The following is a 15,859-nucleotide window of genomic DNA, read 5'->3' as shown; positions in this document are numbered from 1 at the left end:
CCACAGTTCCGTAACAGGTGACGCCATCGACGTCCCCTCGACGCGCACGCGTGCGACAACCTGTCGCGGAAACCCCCCGCCGACGGAACAGGAAGCCGATTCCGGTCCCCCGTCCCGGACATCTACGCTCGCCCGCATGACCCCACAGCCCAACCCTCAGGCCGGCGCGGCCGTCAAGGCCGCGGACCGTGCGCACGTCTTCCACTCCTGGTCCGCGCAGGAGCTCATCGACCCGCTCGCCGTCGCCGGCGCCGAAGGGTCGTACTTCTGGGACTACGACGGCAAGCGGTACCTGGATTTCTCCAGCGGGCTCGTCTTCACCAACATCGGCTACCAGCACCCGAAGGTCGTCGCCGCGATCCAGGAGCAGGCCGCGACGATGACGACCTTCGCGCCGGCGTTCGCCGTCGAGGCGCGCTCGGAGGCGGCCCGGCTGATCGCCGAGCGGACGCCCGGTGACCTGGACAGGATCTTCTTCACCAACGGCGGTGCCGACGCGGTCGAGCACGCGGTGCGCATGGCCCGGCTGCACACCGGCCGCCCGAAGGTGCTGTCGGCGTACCGGTCGTACCACGGCGGCACCCAGCAGGCGGTGAACATCACCGGCGACCCGCGGCGCTGGGCCTCCGACAGCGGCTCCGCCGGGGTCGTCCACTTCTGGGCGCCCTACCTGTACCGCTCCCGCTTCTACGCCGAGACCGAGGAGCAGGAGTGCGCGCGGGCGCTGGAGCACCTGGAGACCACCATCGCCTTCGAGGGGCCGGGGACGGTCGCGGCGATCATCCTGGAGACGATCCCGGGAACGGCCGGGATCATGGTCCCGCCGCCCGGTTATCTCGCCGGGGTGCGTGAGCTGTGCGACAAGTACGGGATCGTCTTCGTCCTGGACGAGGTCATGGCCGGGTTCGGGCGGACCGGCGAGTGGTTCGCGGCCGGCCTGTTCGGCGTCGTGCCCGATCTGATGACCTTCGCCAAGGGCGTGAACTCCGGGTACGTGCCGCTCGGCGGCGTCGCGATCAGCGGGAAGATAGCGGAGACGTTCGCCAGGCGTCCCTACCCGGGCGGCCTGACGTATTCCGGGCACCCGCTGGCCTGCGCGGCGGCGGTCGCCACGATCAACGTGATGGCCGAGGAGGGCATCGTCGAACACGCGGCCGCGCTGGGCTCCTCGGTGCTGGAACCGGGGCTGCGGGCGCTGGCCGAGCGGCACCCGAGCGTCGGCGAGGTGCGGGGCGTAGGCATGTTCTGGGCGCTGGAGCTGGTGAAGAACCGCGAGACCCGGGAGCCGCTCGTGCCGTACAACGCGGCCGGGCAGGACAACGCGGCCATGGCGGCGTTCGCCGGGGCGGCCAAGCAGCACGGACTGTGGCCCTTCGTGAACATGAACCGGACGCACGTGGTGCCGCCGTGCAACGTGAGCGAGGCGGACCTGAAGGAGGGACTGGCCGCGCTGGACGCCGCGCTGAGCGTGGCCGACGAGTACACCGGGTGACGAAGTCGCCGTCGTCACAGCCCGGTATGCAATCGCTTCGAACGCGTAAGGTGGCGTGCTCGTAGACATAAGCGAACACCCACCCGCACGCGTGAGGAGAGCCGCCCGACCATGCCCGGCACCGGTGCCGTGACCCGCAGTACCCTGCGCCAGCAGATAGCGGACGCGCTACGCGACGAGGTGCTGGCCGGGCGGCTCCAACCGGGGCGGGCGTTCACCGTGAAGGAGATCGCCGAGCAGTACGGGGTCTCCGCGACACCGGTCCGCGAGGCGCTGGTCGACCTGTCCGCGCAGGGGGTCCTGGAGGCCGACCAGCACCGCGGCTTCCGGGTCCCCGAGTACACGCCGGCCGACCACCGGCACATCATCGAGGCCCGCCGCCTGGTCACCGACGGCATGTTCCTGGCCCTCGCCGAGGGCCACGAGGGCCTCCCGGACCCGGAGGACCCGCGCGGGGTGGCCGCGCTCGCCGGGGTGCGCCGCCGCGGCGAGGAGGCCAAGCGCGCCGCCGCCGCCGGTGACCTCACCGTCCTGATCGGCTACGACCTGCGCTACTGGCGCGAGTTGAGCTCCCTGTTCGGCAACCCCTATCTTTCGGACTTCCTGCACCGGCTGCGGGTGCAGTCCTGGGTGTGCACGGTGCAGCACCTGCGCCGCCTGTCCGACCTGCGCGGCCGGCTCTGGTCGGGCCACACCGAACTGGTGGACGCCCTCGCCCGCCGGGACTCCGCGTCGGCCCGCGGGATCGTCGCCGCGTACAACGCGCACTCCCTGAGCCTCATCGACCGGCCGGCCGGCGAATGAGTGGGTATGGGACGTGCACGGGGGGAGCTGACCGGGTACGGCACCGACTACGCTTCCCTGTCCACCGCCATGCTGTACGCGTGCTGATGCGAGGAGCCCTCTTTGGCCTGTGACCTGTGGCTGGTCCCGCTCGTCGACGTGTTGTGCCACACCCCGGACAACCCGTTCGCCGAGGAGCTCGCGCAATACAACAAGGTGCTGACCGAGGCCGGTCTCCCACCGGTGCCGGTGTACCAGTACATGCCGGGCCTGTCCGGTGAGGTCGCGCCGGTGGCGGGCTTCGACTACGACGCGCTGCACTTCCTGCGCCGCGCCTACCTCCTCCAGGTGTGCGGACTGCCGGTGACCCCGGTGGACGAACTGGGCGGGGACTACGAGCAGTTGCTGGAGATGTTCGAGTCGACGGCCCAGCAGTCCCATCTGGTGTGGCACTACGACCACGCGGGCGCCTACGTCCCGGTGGACTTCCCGAGCCCGCTCTCCAACGACGAGTTGCTGGCCGGCGGCGGCCCGCTGGGTTCCGCCCAGTCGCTGCTCAGGGAGCTGGAGCTGGTGGCGCAGTCGATCGGCATCGACCCCGCCAACCCCCCGGCCGCCCCGGAACCGCCGCGGGCGCCGACGGGACTGGAGGAACCCGCCGTGGCCGCCCCGTACGACCCGAGCCCGTTCGCACGGGAACGGCACGTCTGGCTGGGGCTGCACGCGGCGGCGACACGGAGCCTGGCGCAGGGCTCGATGATCGTGTTCAGCTGAACCAATCTCCGCCTATCCACCGGTAGTTGACGGACTCGTGTCACGATCGTGACGCGAGTCCGTCGATCGTTCGAGATTCCGCGTTCCGCGCCTGACCTGCGGCGACCGGCACCCGGTGGGGAAAGTGCGGGGCAACGTGCACAGGACCTCCACGCCTTGATGTCCTTACGTCTTGACGTCGCCCGGTCTCTCTGAGTTTCCTTCCATGCACATCATCGGTTCACGCATGATGCTCCCCCCCACGGAAGGCACCGAGGTGTGCAGTACCCGTAGGCCCCCCGTACGCGCTATCGCCATAACCCTGACCGCCTCCGCCTCGGCCCTCACGCTCGCCGCGTGCGGCACCGTCGACAGCATCGACGGGGGCGGCAGCACCGCGACGCCCAAGAAGGGCGACGACATCACGGTGGGGTTGCTCCTGCCCGACAAGGACACGGCCCGTTTCGAGGCCTTCGACTACCCGATCTTCAAGAAGGAGGTCGCCTCCCTCACCAACGGCAAGGGCAAGGTGGACTACGCCAACGCCGAAGCCGGCCAGGACAGACAGAGTCGGCAGTTCCGGGAGATGGTGTCCAAGAAGGTCGACATCATCGTGGTGGACGCCCTGGACTCCAAGGCCATCGCGCCGGACGTCCAGAAGGCGAAGGACGCCGGCATTCCCGTCATCGCCTACGACCGGCTCGCACAGGGCCCGATCGACGCCTACGTCTCGCACGACAACGAACTCGTCGGCGAGGTCCAGGGCCGCGCCATCCTCGAAGCCCTCGGCACCAAGGCGGCGACCAGCAAGATCGTCATGATGAACGGCGACCCCGCGGACCCGAACACCGGGAAGTTCAAGGAAGGCGCCGTCGGCGAGCTCAAGGACAAGGTCCGGATCGCCGAGATGTACGACACGGACAAGTGGTCGCCGGACGTCGCCAAGGCCAACATGAAGAAGGCGATCCAGGCCCTCGGCCTCAGCAACATCGCCGCCGTCTACTCGGCCAACGACGGTATGGCGGGCGCCGTGATCGAGGCGCTGAAGGAGGCGGGCGCCACCCGGATCCCGCCGGTGACCGGGCAGGACGCGAACCTGGACGCGGTGCAGCGGGTCATCTCCGGTGAGCAGTACATGACGGTGTACAAGTCGTTCCTGGAAGAGGCCACCAACGCGGCGGAGATGGCGGTGTACAAGGTCCAGGGCCGCGACATCCAGTTCGACGCGCTGACCCAGGACACGGTGAACAGCCCGACCAGCAAGAAGATCCCGGCCGCGCTGGTGCCGGTGGTCTCCCTCACGAGGAAGAACATCAAGGACACGGTGATCGCGGACGGCGTCTACACCGTCAAGCAGCTCTGCACTCCGAAGTACGCGTCGGACTGCGCCGCCATCGGATTGAAGTAGCCGCCGCCCGCCGACCACCGCCCGGTCGTCTAGAACACCGGCGTGCCGTCCTGGGTGAGCTTCCAGTTGACGGCCGCGAAGTCCTTCGGGTCGAGGGTCTTCTTCGCCGTCACGTAGTCGATCATCAGCTGGCGGATCTCGTTCGTGGAGCTGTAGGCGATCTCCGCGGCCGCGATGTGCGGGTACCCCGAACCGCCGTTGGCCCGGTAGTTGTTGACGGCGACGACGAAGACCTGGTCGTCGGCCACGGGGTTGCCCTGGTACGTGAGGTTCCTGATCCGCGAGCCCTCGGCCCGGGCGATGTCGATCTCGTAGTCGACGCCCGCGGCGGTGTCGTACATGTAGTCCCAGAAGTTGTTGGCATTGGTGAGGGTGGCGGTGTCGACCTTCGTGCCCGACGGGACCTGGTGGTAGTACTTCGCCGCGTACTCGAGGTAGTCCTTCAGCTGAGCGCCCGTCAGTTTCTTGCCGTAGAGGGTGTTGTCGTAGATGTAGAGCCCGGCGATGTCCTTGATGGTCACGCTCCCCGCGGGGATGTCCGCCGTGCGGCTGAAGGGTGCCGCCACCGAGATCAGCGGGAGCGCCGCGTCCGCCGTGGACAGGCCCGCCTTCACCGTGTCCGCCTGCACCTTGTGGATGAAGTCCATGATGGGCACGTCCTGCCAGCAGGACTCCGCCGCCGAGAGGTCCTCGGTGCAGGTGCCGACCGCCGTGTTGACGTACTTCACGACCAGTTCGTGGTCGGCCTCCAGGAGCTTCTTGATCTCCGGGTCCTCGTCCACGGTGTTCGGGTTGAGGGTCTGGGCGGTCTTGCCGGTGACCTTCCACCGACCGTGGTGCAGTTCCAGTTCGAAGTCGAAGACGCTGAGGCGGTAGCCCCAGCAGTACGGCTCGGAGAGCAGGACGTCCTCGCCGGTCTCCGCGTTCTTCACGGTGTAGGACGGGACCTCGACGTGGGTGTGGCCGACGAGGATCGCGTCGATGCCGGGAACCTGCTCGGCGACGAGGTTCGAGGCGTTCTCGACGTACGGGAGTTCGTCGCCGTACGACGACGAGCCGTCGAGCCCGGAGTGGTCGGTGAGGAAGACGACGTCGCAGCCGAGGGCGCGCAGCCTCGGCACGTACTTCCTCGCCTGCTCCACCAGGCCGGGGAAGACCATCTTTCCGCTGACGTTGTCCTTGTCCCACAGCGCGATGCCGGGGTTGGTCAGGCCGAGGATGCCGACCTTGATGTCGGGGGCGCCGGGCACGCGGATCTTCTTCACGGTGTACGGGGGGAACGCGGGGCGCAGGGTCTTCGCGTCCAGCGCGTTCGCGCCGAGCAGCGGGAAACGGCACTGGCTCTCGAACTTCCGCAGCACGTCGATGCCGTAGTTGAACTCGTGGTTGCCGAGCGCGGCGGCGTCGTAGCGCATGTGGTTCATGGCGACGGCCATCGGGTGCTTCACGCCGTCGGTGATGGGGTCCACGCGCGCGAAGTAGTAGGCGAGCGAGGTGCCCTGGATGATGTCACCGGCGTCGACCAGCAGCACCCGGTCCTCGCCCTTGGCGGCGCGCTGCTGCTTGATGAGGGTGGCGACACGGGCCACGCCCACGGAGTTGCCGGCCTTGTCGCTGTAGGCCGCGTCCTTGTAGTAGTCCCAGTCGAAGACGTGGCTGTGCAGATCGGTGGTGCCCAGGACGGAGAAGGACCAGGTACGGGGCTTGCAGTCGGGCTTGCGCCCGGCGGCCTCGGCGGTACCGGTGCCGACCGCACCCGCGACGGCGACCGCCGCGCCGGTCGCGGCCGACTTCTGCACGAACTCACGGCGGTTCATGGGACTGACGGGCATTCGGGACTCCTGGAGCTGGGGAGCGAGCAGAGAACGGGTGGAACGGCAACTACCCGCGTAGATGCTTGCCTCGGCCCCTTCCGCGCGGAACCACGAACAACCCAAGGGCCGGTCAAGGATGCTCATGTCCATGACCGGCCCAGGGGGGATACGCGCCCGTGTCCTACAGGAACGAGTTGACCTCGATCGTCTCGTCCCGGCCCGGGCCCACGCCGATCGCGGAGATCGGGGCGCCGGACATCTCCTCCAGCGCCTTGACGTAGTTCTGGGCGTTCTTCGGCAGGTCGGAGAACGACTTCGCCTTGGTGATGTCCTCGGACCAGCCCGGCAGGGTCTCGTAGACCGGCTTGGCGTGGTGGAAGTCGGTCTGCGAGTACGGCAGCTCCTCCACCCGCTTGCCGTCGATCTCGTACGCCACGCAGACCGGGATCTGCTCCCAGCCGGTGAGGACGTCCAGCTTGGTGAGGAAGAAGTCGGTCAGGCCGTTCACCCGGGTCGCGTAACGGGCGATCACGGCGTCGAACCAGCCGCAGCGGCGGTCGCGGCCCGTGGTGACACCCCGCTCGCCGCCGATGCGGCGCAGCGCCTCGCCGTCCTCGTCGAACAGCTCCGTCGGGAAGGGACCGGCGCCGACACGGGTGGTGTACGCCTTCAGGATGCCGATGACCCGGCTGATCTTCGTCGGGCCGACCCCGGCGCCGGTGCAGGCGCCGCCGGCGGTCGGGTTGCTGGAGGTGACGAAGGGGTACGTGCCGTGGTCGATGTCGAGGAGCGTGCCCTGGCCGCCCTCGAAGAGCACGACCTTGTTCTCCTCCAGGGCCCGGTTGAGGACCAGGACCGTGTCGGTGACGTACGGCGCGAGCTTGTCGGCGTAGCCCAGCAGCTCCTCGACGACCTGGTCGACGGCGATCGCGCGCCGGTTGTACAGCTTGGTGAGGACCTGGTTCTTGACGTCGAGGGCCGCCTCGACCTTCTGGGTCAGGATCGACTCGTCGTACAGGTCCTGCACCCGGATGCCGACGCGGTTGATCTTGTCCGCGTACGTCGGCCCGATCCCGCGCCCGGTCGTGCCGATCTTGCGCTTTCCGAGGAAGCGCTCCGTCACCTTGTCCACGGTGACGTTGTACGGCGTGATGATGTGCGCGTTACCGCTGATGAGGAGCTTCGACGTGTCGACGCCGCGCTCGTTGAGTCCGCTCAGCTCGGAGAGCAGGACCGACGGGTCGACGACGACGCCGTTACCGATGACCGGCGTACAGCCGGGCGAGAGGATTCCGGAAGGGAGGAGGTGGAGTGCGTACTTCTGGTCGCCGACGACCACCGTGTGGCCGGCGTTGTTGCCGCCCTGGTAGCGAACGACATAGTCCACCGAGCCACCGAGCAGGTCGGTCGCCTTTCCCTTGCCTTCGTCACCCCACTGAGCACCGAGCAGCACAAGTGCGGGCACGCGCGTACACCCCTTCCGGGTGGGGCATGTCCAAGGTCAGGGGCGTACGCGTAGGCTTCACCGCCGCGTGCCACCGCGACCGTCGTTGGCCGCACACAACCGTCGGACCGGATGCCCCGGAATAGACGAAGCCCCTGGCGCAATAGCGCAAGGGGCTCTTGCACAAAGATGCTACCCGAGGAAGCGAGGCAGGACCGAGGTGGCGACTTCCGCGACGTCCGAACAGCTGCTGGTGATCATCGATCCCGTCGCCCGGCACACGGACGGGGAGGCGGTGCGGATCGCGAAGGACGTGCTCAGCGCGGGTGCGGCCACGAAGGTGTGCCTGCCGGACGATCCCGAGGAATTCGCCCGGGCACTGACCCGGCGGGGCTCGCGGCGGCCGGTGGTCGTGGGCGACGACCGGGCGCTGGTCCGGGCGGTGACCCTGCTGCACCGGCGGCGGGAGCTGGCCGGCTGCGTGCTGTCCATGGTGCCGGTGGGCGGCTCCCTGACCCTGGCCGAGACGCTGGGCGTGCCGACGGGTGCCGTCGCGGGGGCGCGGGCGGTGCTGGACGGGGTGGAGCGGCGCATGGACCTGCTGGTCGACGAGAGCGACGGGGTGGTGCTGGGCGCGCTGCGGATTCCGCCGGTTCCCCTGCGGGAGGCCGAGGCGGACGAGCCGGGGGCGTCGCCGGCCGGGCGGGCGAGGCTGCGCACCCGGTACCGCTCGCTGGTCCGCACCCTCACCTCCCACCCCGCCCCCGCCGCTGCGGCCCCCGGACCGTCCCGGCTGCGGGTGGAGGTCGACGGGGAGACGGTCATCGGCCTCGACCAGCCCGTGGAGGCCGTCTCGGTGACGCCGGGCACCTCCGGTGTGGCCGACGTGGAGGTACGTCCGCTGTCGGTGGGCGCGGAGGCGTCACCGCTGCTGGCGTCCGGGAGGACGGTGACGGTCACCGGGGCCGACTTCCGCTACCGGGCCGACGCGGGGGTGTCGGGGCCGGTGCGGAGACGGACGTGGCGGGTGGTGGAGGGGGCCTGGGGGCTTACGGTGCCTTCAGGGTGAGGTGGGGGCCTGGAAGCCGGTGGTGTCGAGGGGGCAGTCGAAGGGCTCGGGGACGTGGAGCTTCTCACCGAAGGGTTTGGTGCAGTGTGACTCGTACCCCTTCGCCGAAGGCGTCCAGAAGACGGTCGCCTGCTCTTCCTGCATGTCGAGGAGGAGGTATACGGGGACGCCTGCCCGTCCGTAGACCATGACCTTGTCCGTCGGGTCGTCCTTCCGGGTGGAAGGGGAGGTGAGTTCGGCGACGAAGGACAGGCCTTCGCCGTCCAAGTGGTTGCTCTCCGTCTCGAAGACCCTCTTGTGCGCCACATGGATGTCCGGCCCGTAAGCGCACTCGTCACCTGGGAAGACGTAGAGGAACGGGCCGACTGTGAGGCTGTGATCCGGAGGCAGGTGCGGCCTGAGCTGTTCGCAGACCTGCTCCATCACGCGGTGGTAGTACCCCTTCGACCACGGCGACACGACGATGTTCCCCCTGTAGATCTCGGCCTTGAAGCCGTCACGCAGGTTCAGCTCGTCGAGGATGTCCAACAGTTCCTCGAAGCTGCCGGGCTCGCTGCCGCTTATCGTCGGTCGCTCTGTCATCAACGTCATGATGCGCCCTCCCTCGGATGCAGACCAGCCACCACAGAGAGTATCCGATCGATCACCCATCTGGACGCACCCTCGATGACCCGGGTCAGCGGCCGAAGGTCCGCTCCCGGTACGCGCGCCAGCGTTCCATCATCTCGGCGACGTCCTTCTCGACGAACTCGAAGAAGGCCAGGGTCTCGGCCAGTCTGCGCCCCGCCGGGGTGTCCGGGCCCAGGTTGGCCACGCCCTCCCGCAGCGCGTCCTCCCAGCGTTTGATGATCGCCTCGCGGCTGGTGAGCGCCTCGTACCACTGGTCGCTGTGCACCCGGTACCGCTCCCGCCGCGAACCGGGCTCCCGCTCCCGGGACACCAGGTGCACCTGGGCGAGGTAGCGCACGGCGCCGGAGACGGCCGCGGGGCTGATCCTCAGCTGCTCGCCGAGTTCGGCGGAGGTCAGGGTGCCGGAGTCGGAGGCCAGGAGCGCGGCGAAGACCCGGGCGGGCATACGGGGCACGCCCGCCTCGACGAGCTGCGCCGCGAAGTGCTCCACGAACCTGGAGACCGACTCGGGGTCCCGCTCCGCCTCTTCCGCCATTCCCCTACTCTAACCAGTCCTTCGGGACCTTCGGTACCTTCACAAATTTCTGAAGGAAGCGTACGTTCGGTGGCATGACGAAGGCAATCACGGTCTCCGGGCTGCACAAGTCCTTCGGCCGTACGCACGCCCTGGACGGCCTGGAGCTGGACGTCGAGGCCGGCGAGGTGCACGGCTTCCTCGGCCCCAACGGCTCCGGCAAGTCCACCACGATCCGGATCCTGCTGGGCCTGCTGCGCGCCGACGCGGGCGCCGCGCGGGTGCTGGGCCGCGACCCGTGGCGGGACGCGGTCGAGGCGCACCGCCGCATCGCCTACGTGCCCGGGGACGTGACCCTGTGGCGCAACCTCTCCGGCGGCGAGGTCATCGACCTGTACGGACGCCTGCGCGGGGGACTGGACCCGCGGCGCCGGGCGGAGCTGATCGACCGCTTCGAACTCGACCCCACCAGGAAGGGCCGCACCTACTCCAAGGGCAACCGGCAGAAGGTCGCGCTGGTCGCCGCCTTCGCCTCGGACGTCGACCTGCTGATCCTGGACGAACCGACCTCCGGCCTCGACCCGCTGATGGAGGAGGTCTTCCAGCGCTGCGTGGCGGAGGAGCGGGACAGGGGCCGCACCGTCCTGCTCTCGTCACACATCCTCAGCGAGGTCGAGGAACTGTGCGACCGGGTGAGCATCATCCGCAGGGGCCGCACGGTCGAGACGGGTTCGCTCGCCGACCTTCGCCACCTCACCCGCACCAGCATCACCGCCGAACTCGCCGGCCCGCCCGACGGGCTGGCACGGCTGCCGGGCGTCCACGACCTCGACGTCCGGGGCCGGCGGGTGCGGTTGCAGGTCGACACCGACAGACTCGACGCCGTGCTGCGCTCGCTGACCGGTTCGGGCGTACGGTCCCTCACGTCGACGCCCCCGACGCTGGAGGAACTCTTCCTGCGCCACTACCAGGACGACCTGGGCGGCCAGGGCGGCCTTCACGAGGTGGCCCGATGAGCGGGTCGCGGCCGTCCCTCGCCGGCACCGGCACGCTGGTGCGGTTCGCCCTGCGCCGCGACCGGGTGATGATCCCGGCCTGGACCGCGGTGAACGCCCTGATGGTCCTCTCGATGCCGAACACCCTCGAGGGCCTGTACGGCACTCCGGCCGAACGTGCCGACCTGGTACGGCAAGTGGAGACCAACGCCTCCTTCCGTGCCCTGATCGGCCCGGTGTTCGACACCTCGATCGGCGCGCTGACCGCCTGGCGCGTCGGTGTGTACGCGGGGGCGCTGGCCGCCGTCACGAGCCTGCTCGTCGTCGTACGCCACACCCGGGACGAGGAGGAGAGCGGCCGTCACGAACTGCTGGCCTCGGGCATGGTGGGCCGCCGGGCCTCCCTGACGGCGGCGCTGCTCACGGCGGCGGTGGCGAACGCCGTACTGGCGCTGCTGGTGACGGCCGGTCTGGCCGGACGGGGTGCGACGGGCGCGTTGTCCTTCGGGCTCGGCCTCGCGGCCGTCGGCATGCTCTTCGCCACCACGGGGGCGGTCGTCGCCCAGCTGACGGAGAGCGCCCGCCTTGCGCGGGGCCTGACCGCGGCGGTGCTGGGGGCCGCCTTCGTGCTGCGCGCCGCGGGCGACTCGGGGAGGAACGACGGTTCCTCGGTGCCGACCTGGCTGTCGCCACTCGGCTGGCTGGAGAACCTGCGGCCCTTCGCCGCCGAACGCTGGTGGGTGCTGCTGCTGTTCGCCGCGGCGGCCGTCGCGCAGGGCACGGTGGCGTACGTACTCGCCGGTCGCCGCGACCTCGGCATGAGCTTCCTGCCCACGCGACCGGGTCCGCCCGCCGGCCGTCTCGGCTCGGCGGGCGCGCTGGCCCGGCGGCTGCAGCGGGGCGGCCTGCTCGGCTGGTCCGTCGGCTTCTTCCTCGCCGGGGTGGTGTACGGCGGGATGACGGACGGCGCGGCCGACCTGGTCCGCGACAACGACAAGGCACGGCAGATCTTCGAGCGGATGGGCGGGCGGAGCGGCCTCACGGACGCGTTCCTCGCCTCGATGACCGGGATGCTCGGCATGATCGCCGCCCTGTACGTCGTGGCGTCGGTGCTGCGGCTGCACGGCGAGGAGACCTCGGGGCGCGCCGAACCGGTACTGGCCTGCGCGGTGGGCCGGCTGCGCTGGGCCGCCGGCCACCTCGCGCTCGCCTTCGGCGGGGCCGCGCTGATCATGCTGCTGGCGGGTGCGGGCTTCGCCGTCGGCTACGGGAAGCAGACCGGTCCGATCCTGGGCGCGTGCCTGCTCCAGCTGCCGGCGGTGTGGGTGATCGGCGGAGTGACGGTGCTGCTGTACGGGGCGGCACCCCGGGCGGCTACGGCGGCGTGGGGCGTGGCCGTCGCCGTGTTGCTGATCGGCTGGGTGGGCCCGGCCCTGGACGCGCCCCGGCTGGTGCTGGACCTGTCTCCCTTCGGGCACCTGCCGAAGCTGCCGGGCGGCCGGATGGAATGGGGGCCGGTACTGGTCCTGCTGGGTGTGGCGGCGGCGCTCGTGGGTGGCGGGCTGGCGGGGCTGCGGAGGCGGGACCTGATGTGAAACGCCCCGCCCGCCCGCTTCGCGTCACCCCACCTCCACGCTCAGCCCCTCCAGCCCCCTGATCACGAAGTTCGGCTTCCGCTTCGGCTCGGCCGCCAGGGTCAGGGTCGGGGCCTTCCGCAGGAGGGCCGTCATCGAGGCGGCGAGCTCGATACGTGCCAGAGGTGCGCCGATGCAGTAGTGGATGCCCGCGCTGAAGGAGATGTGGGGGTTCTCCTTCCGGGTCAGGTCCAGCCGCTCGGGGGCGGCGAAGACCGCCGGGTCGTGGTTGGCGGATCCGAAGAGCATGGCGATCTCGGCGCCCCTCGGGATCACCGTGCCGTCGATCTCGATCTCGTCCAGGACCCAGCGCTCGAAGAGCTGGAGCGGGGTGTCGTAGCGCATCAGCTCCTCGATCGCCGACGGGACCAGGGAGTGGTCCGCGCGCAGGGCGGCCAGCTGGTCCGGGTTGCGGAACAGGGCCCACCAGCCGTTCACGGTGGCGTTGACGGTGGCCTCGTGGCCGGCGTTGAGAAGGAGGACGGCCGTCGAGATCATCTCCTGCTCGGTGAGCCGGTCGCCCTCGTCGTGCGCCGCGATCAGGCCGGAGACGAGGTCGTCGCCCGGTTCCCTGCGGCGCTCGGCGATCAGCCCCCGGAGGTAGTCGGAGAACTCCACCGAGGCGCGCACCGCCTTCGCCGCCGTCTCCTCCGACGGGTTCAGCTCGTACATCCCGCAGATGTCGGCCGACCAGGGCCGCAACTGCGCCCGGTCGGACTCCGGGATGCCGAGCATCTCGGCGATCACCGCGACCGGCAGCGGCTCGGCCACGTCGGTCAGCAGATCGCCGCCGCCCGCCTTCACCAGGGCGGCGACCAGGTCCTGCGCCAGACCCTGCACATACGGCCTGAGCCGCTCCACCGTGCGCGGTGTGAACGCCTTCGACACCAGGCGCCGGATCCGGGTGTGGTCCGGCGGCTCCAGGTCGAGCATGCCGTGGTCGTTGAGGACGTGGAACGGCTCGTGCTCGGGCGGGGGCGGGGTGCGGCCGAAGTCCTCGTGCGAGAACCGGTGCTGGTACGTCCGCCCGAGCCGGCGGTCCCGCAGCAGCGCCGAGACGTCCGCGTGGTGCGGCACCAGCCACTGGTCGGTGGGCGCGTAGTGGATCACGCGCCCCCTCTCCCGCAGCTCGGCGTAGGCCGGATACGGGTCGGACACGAACGCCGGGTCCCAGGGGTCGAACGCGAGGTCGTCAGCAGCTGCCATGACCGGACGCTAGCCCGTCCGCGGGGCTGCTGACCAGGGGTGTCGGCGGTCCGCCCCGTTCTCAGCCCGGTGTGACCAAGCGCGCCTCGTAGGCGAACACCGCCGCCTGCGTCCGGTCCCTGAGCCCCAGCTTCACCAGAATCCGGCTCACGTGGGTCTTGATCGTGGACTCGGCCACCACCAGGTGCCCGGCGATCTCCGCGTTGGACAGGCCCTGGGCTATGAGGACCAGCACCTCCGTCTCACGTTCCGTGAGCTCTCCGTAGGCGGCCTGGGTGGCGGCGGGCATGCGCGGGGTGTCGGCGAGCCGGGAGAACTCCGTGATCAGCCGCCTGGTGACCGAGGGGGCCAGGAGTGCCTCCCCGGACGCCACCACCCTTACCCCGTCGGCCAGTTGCCGTGCCGAGGCGTCCTTCAGGAGGAAACCTGAGGCCCCCGCGCGCAGTGCCTGGTACACGTACTCGTCGAGGTCGAACGTGGTCAGCACCAGGACCTTCGCCGTGCCGTCCGCCGCCACTATCTCGCGGGTGGCCTCTATGCCGTTCAGCTCGGGCATGCGGATGTCCATCAGGACGACGTCCGGGGCCAGTTCGCGGACGCGGTCCACCGCCTCGCGGCCGTTGACCGCCTCGCCGACGACCTCGATGTCCGGCATGGCGCCCAGGAGCACGGAGAACCCCTCGCGCACCATCATCTGGTCGTCCGCGATCAGCACCCGGATGCTCATTCGGCCCCTTCGATCGTCGTGGCGACGGGCAGGAACACCGTCACCTCGTAGCCGCCGTCGTCCGCACGGCCCGCCGTCATCTCGCCGTTCAGCATGGAGACGCGTTCCCGCATCCCCGTGATGCCGTGGCCGGTCCCGTGGGGCGGCTTCACCAGGGACGGCGCGGGCGGCGGGCCGTTCACCACGCGCAGGCCGAGCCCGCCGAGAACGTACCCGACCTCCACTCGGGCGCTCGCTCCGGGAGCGTGCCGGAGGGTGTTGCTCAGCGCCTCCTGGACGATCCGGTACGCCGACAGCTCGACACCCTGCGGCAGTTCGCGCACGGCGCCGGTGACCACCTTCTCGACGTCGAGGCCCGCCTCCCGCACGTTGGCGAGCAGTGCGTCCAGGTCGGCGAGCGTGGGCTGCGGGGCGTCCGGGGCCTCGTAGTCCTCCGCGCGGACGACACCGAGGACACGGCGCAGCTCGGCCAGCGCCGCCACCGCGTTCTCCCGGATGGTGGCGAAGGCCCGCTCCAGCTCGGGCGGCGGGTTCTCCACCCGGTAGGGCGCGGCCTCCGCCTGGATGGCGACGACCGACATGTGGTGGGCGACCACGTCGTGCAGCTCACGGGCGATGGTGGTGCGCTCCTCCAGCAGGGTGCGGCGGGAGCGCTCCTGCGCGGTCGCGGTCTGCTGGGCGGTCACCTCCTGCCGGGCCTCGCGGCGTATGTGCCAGACGGTGACGACCAGCAGGATCATGCCGGCGATGATCAGGATGGGGGCGGTGTTGACGCCGTACTCGCCCCGGCCCAAGAGGTACTCGACGGCCAAGCCGTAGGCCCCGGTGATCGCCCACATCCAGGCCGCCGTGCGCGGGCGGGTGCGTATCGCGACGATCGTGAGCACCGCCAGGTGGGACACGGCGGGGCCGGGCAGCCACGGCCAGTCGAGCGTCGGGTAGCCCCTGTTCAGCAGGGTGATGACCGTCGTCGCGACGAAGGACAGCCAGAAGGCGCCGACCGGACGGATCAGGGTGAGCAGGACCGGGACGGCGACGATCAGGCCGCTCAGCAGGGCGAACAGGCCGCGGCGGTTGTCGCCCGACCAGGCCACCAGCATCGAGAGCACGGCGACTGCGGCCACCAACCAGTGCCGGGCGTACAGGGCGTACTGGCGCATGCGGGGCGTGAACCGGCTGATGATCGGACCGTCGACGTTCATGCTGGGCAGCGGGCGGTAGGCGAAGGCGTCGTGGAACAGGTCCTCCCGCAGCCCCCGCAGGGCGTTCGCGGCGAGCCGGTATTCCGTGCTGCGCGGCCTGGCGCCCGCGCCCGGCGGTGTCGTCTGCGTGTGCGTCGTCTCGGTCACGTTCTCAAGGTAGGCGGGAGGAGTGGTCGTGGGCGTCACCA

The 15,859-nt window shown here is 70.2% G+C and carries 14 protein-coding genes; 7 read left to right on the top strand and 7 right to left on the bottom strand.

Translation table 11 applies throughout. The features are described from left to right. Positions 1-136: 136 nt before the first annotated feature. The 4 genes from ACWC21_RS37785 (at position 137) to ACWC21_RS37770 (ending at position 4,436) form a co-directional block, all read left to right on the top strand. A complete protein-coding gene (locus ACWC21_RS37785; RefSeq protein ID WP_450888831.1) occupies positions 137-1,492 on the top strand; it encodes an aminotransferase class III-fold pyridoxal phosphate-dependent enzyme in 1,356 nt (451 codons plus the stop codon). A 111-nt stretch (positions 1,493-1,603) separates the two neighbouring features. Continuing rightward, complete coding sequence (locus ACWC21_RS37780) at positions 1,604-2,296, top strand: GntR family transcriptional regulator (RefSeq protein WP_450888829.1); 693 nt, start codon at positions 1,604-1,606, stop codon at positions 2,294-2,296. Between the two features lie 102 nt (positions 2,297-2,398). Beyond that, a complete protein-coding gene (locus ACWC21_RS37775; RefSeq protein WP_450888827.1) occupies positions 2,399-3,049 on the top strand; it encodes a hypothetical protein in 651 nt (216 codons plus the stop codon). Positions 3,050-3,275: 226 nt separating this feature from the next. Next, the gene (locus ACWC21_RS37770; protein ID WP_450888825.1) at positions 3,276-4,436 is read left to right on the top strand and encodes a sugar ABC transporter substrate-binding protein; all 1,161 of its coding nucleotides are present in this window, start codon (positions 3,276-3,278) and stop codon (positions 4,434-4,436) included. Positions 4,437-4,465: 29 nt separating this feature from the next. Here the strand turns inward: ACWC21_RS37770 and ACWC21_RS37765 are convergent, their stop codons facing one another. Together ACWC21_RS37765 and ACWC21_RS37760 are read right to left on the bottom strand one after the other, a co-directional pair. Continuing rightward, the gene (locus ACWC21_RS37765; protein ID WP_450888823.1) at positions 4,466-6,268 is read right to left on the bottom strand and encodes a bifunctional metallophosphatase/5'-nucleotidase; all 1,803 of its coding nucleotides are present in this window, start codon (positions 6,266-6,268) and stop codon (positions 4,466-4,468) included. A gap of 163 nt (positions 6,269-6,431) precedes the next feature. Next, complete coding sequence (locus tag ACWC21_RS37760) at positions 6,432-7,715, bottom strand: adenylosuccinate synthase (RefSeq protein WP_450888822.1); 1,284 nt, start codon at positions 7,713-7,715, stop codon at positions 6,432-6,434. Positions 7,716-7,914: 199 nt separating this feature from the next. Between ACWC21_RS37760 and ACWC21_RS37755 the strand changes: the two genes are divergently transcribed. Continuing rightward, positions 7,915-8,763 (top strand): diacylglycerol kinase, encoded by an 849-nt coding sequence (locus ACWC21_RS37755; protein ID WP_450888820.1) that lies wholly within the window; start codon positions 7,915-7,917, stop codon positions 8,761-8,763. Here the strand turns inward: ACWC21_RS37755 and ACWC21_RS37750 are convergent. Then, positions 8,755-9,354 (bottom strand): Uma2 family endonuclease, encoded by a 600-nt coding sequence (locus tag ACWC21_RS37750; RefSeq protein ID WP_450888818.1) that lies wholly within the window; start codon positions 9,352-9,354, stop codon positions 8,755-8,757. The two genes, ACWC21_RS37755 and ACWC21_RS37750, sit on opposite strands and share 9 nt — an antisense overlap. 85 nt (positions 9,355-9,439) lie before the next feature. Beyond that, positions 9,440-9,928, bottom strand: coding sequence for a GbsR/MarR family transcriptional regulator (locus ACWC21_RS37745; RefSeq protein ID WP_450888816.1), 489 nt, complete (start codon positions 9,926-9,928; stop codon positions 9,440-9,442). 74 nt (positions 9,929-10,002) lie between these two features. On the opposite strand from ACWC21_RS37745, the gene ACWC21_RS37740 reads away from it, so the two are divergent. Together ACWC21_RS37740 and ACWC21_RS37735 are read left to right on the top strand one after the other, a co-directional pair. Then, positions 10,003-10,923: an ABC transporter ATP-binding protein gene (locus ACWC21_RS37740; RefSeq protein WP_450888814.1), complete on the top strand. Its 921-nt coding sequence runs from the start codon at positions 10,003-10,005 to the stop codon at positions 10,921-10,923. Next, entirely contained in the window at positions 10,920-12,497 is a 1,578-nt protein-coding gene (locus ACWC21_RS37735; RefSeq protein WP_450888812.1) for an ABC transporter permease, read from the top strand. Before ACWC21_RS37740 ends, ACWC21_RS37735 begins: the two co-directional genes overlap by 4 nt. 24 nt (positions 12,498-12,521) lie before the next feature. On the opposite strand, the gene ACWC21_RS37730 is transcribed toward ACWC21_RS37735, so the two are convergent. From ACWC21_RS37730 to ACWC21_RS37720, 3 genes are all read right to left on the bottom strand, one after another. Continuing rightward, positions 12,522-13,742, bottom strand: coding sequence for a cytochrome P450 (locus ACWC21_RS37730; RefSeq protein WP_450888811.1), 1,221 nt, complete (start codon positions 13,740-13,742; stop codon positions 12,522-12,524). 61 nt (positions 13,743-13,803) lie between these two features. After that, positions 13,804-14,469: a response regulator gene (locus tag ACWC21_RS37725; RefSeq protein ID WP_450888809.1), complete on the bottom strand. Its 666-nt coding sequence runs from the start codon at positions 14,467-14,469 to the stop codon at positions 13,804-13,806. After that, positions 14,466-15,818, bottom strand: a complete 1,353-nt coding sequence (locus tag ACWC21_RS37720) for a sensor histidine kinase (RefSeq protein ID WP_450888807.1) — start codon at positions 15,816-15,818, stop codon at positions 14,466-14,468. The genes ACWC21_RS37725 and ACWC21_RS37720 overlap by 4 nt, the downstream gene beginning before the upstream one ends. Positions 15,819-15,859 lie beyond the last annotated feature (41 nt).

The organism is Streptomyces sp. NPDC001348, from assembly GCF_053597535.1.
The sequence above is the reverse complement of the archived record's forward strand: the minus strand, read 5'-3'. Positions and strand labels throughout refer to the sequence as shown.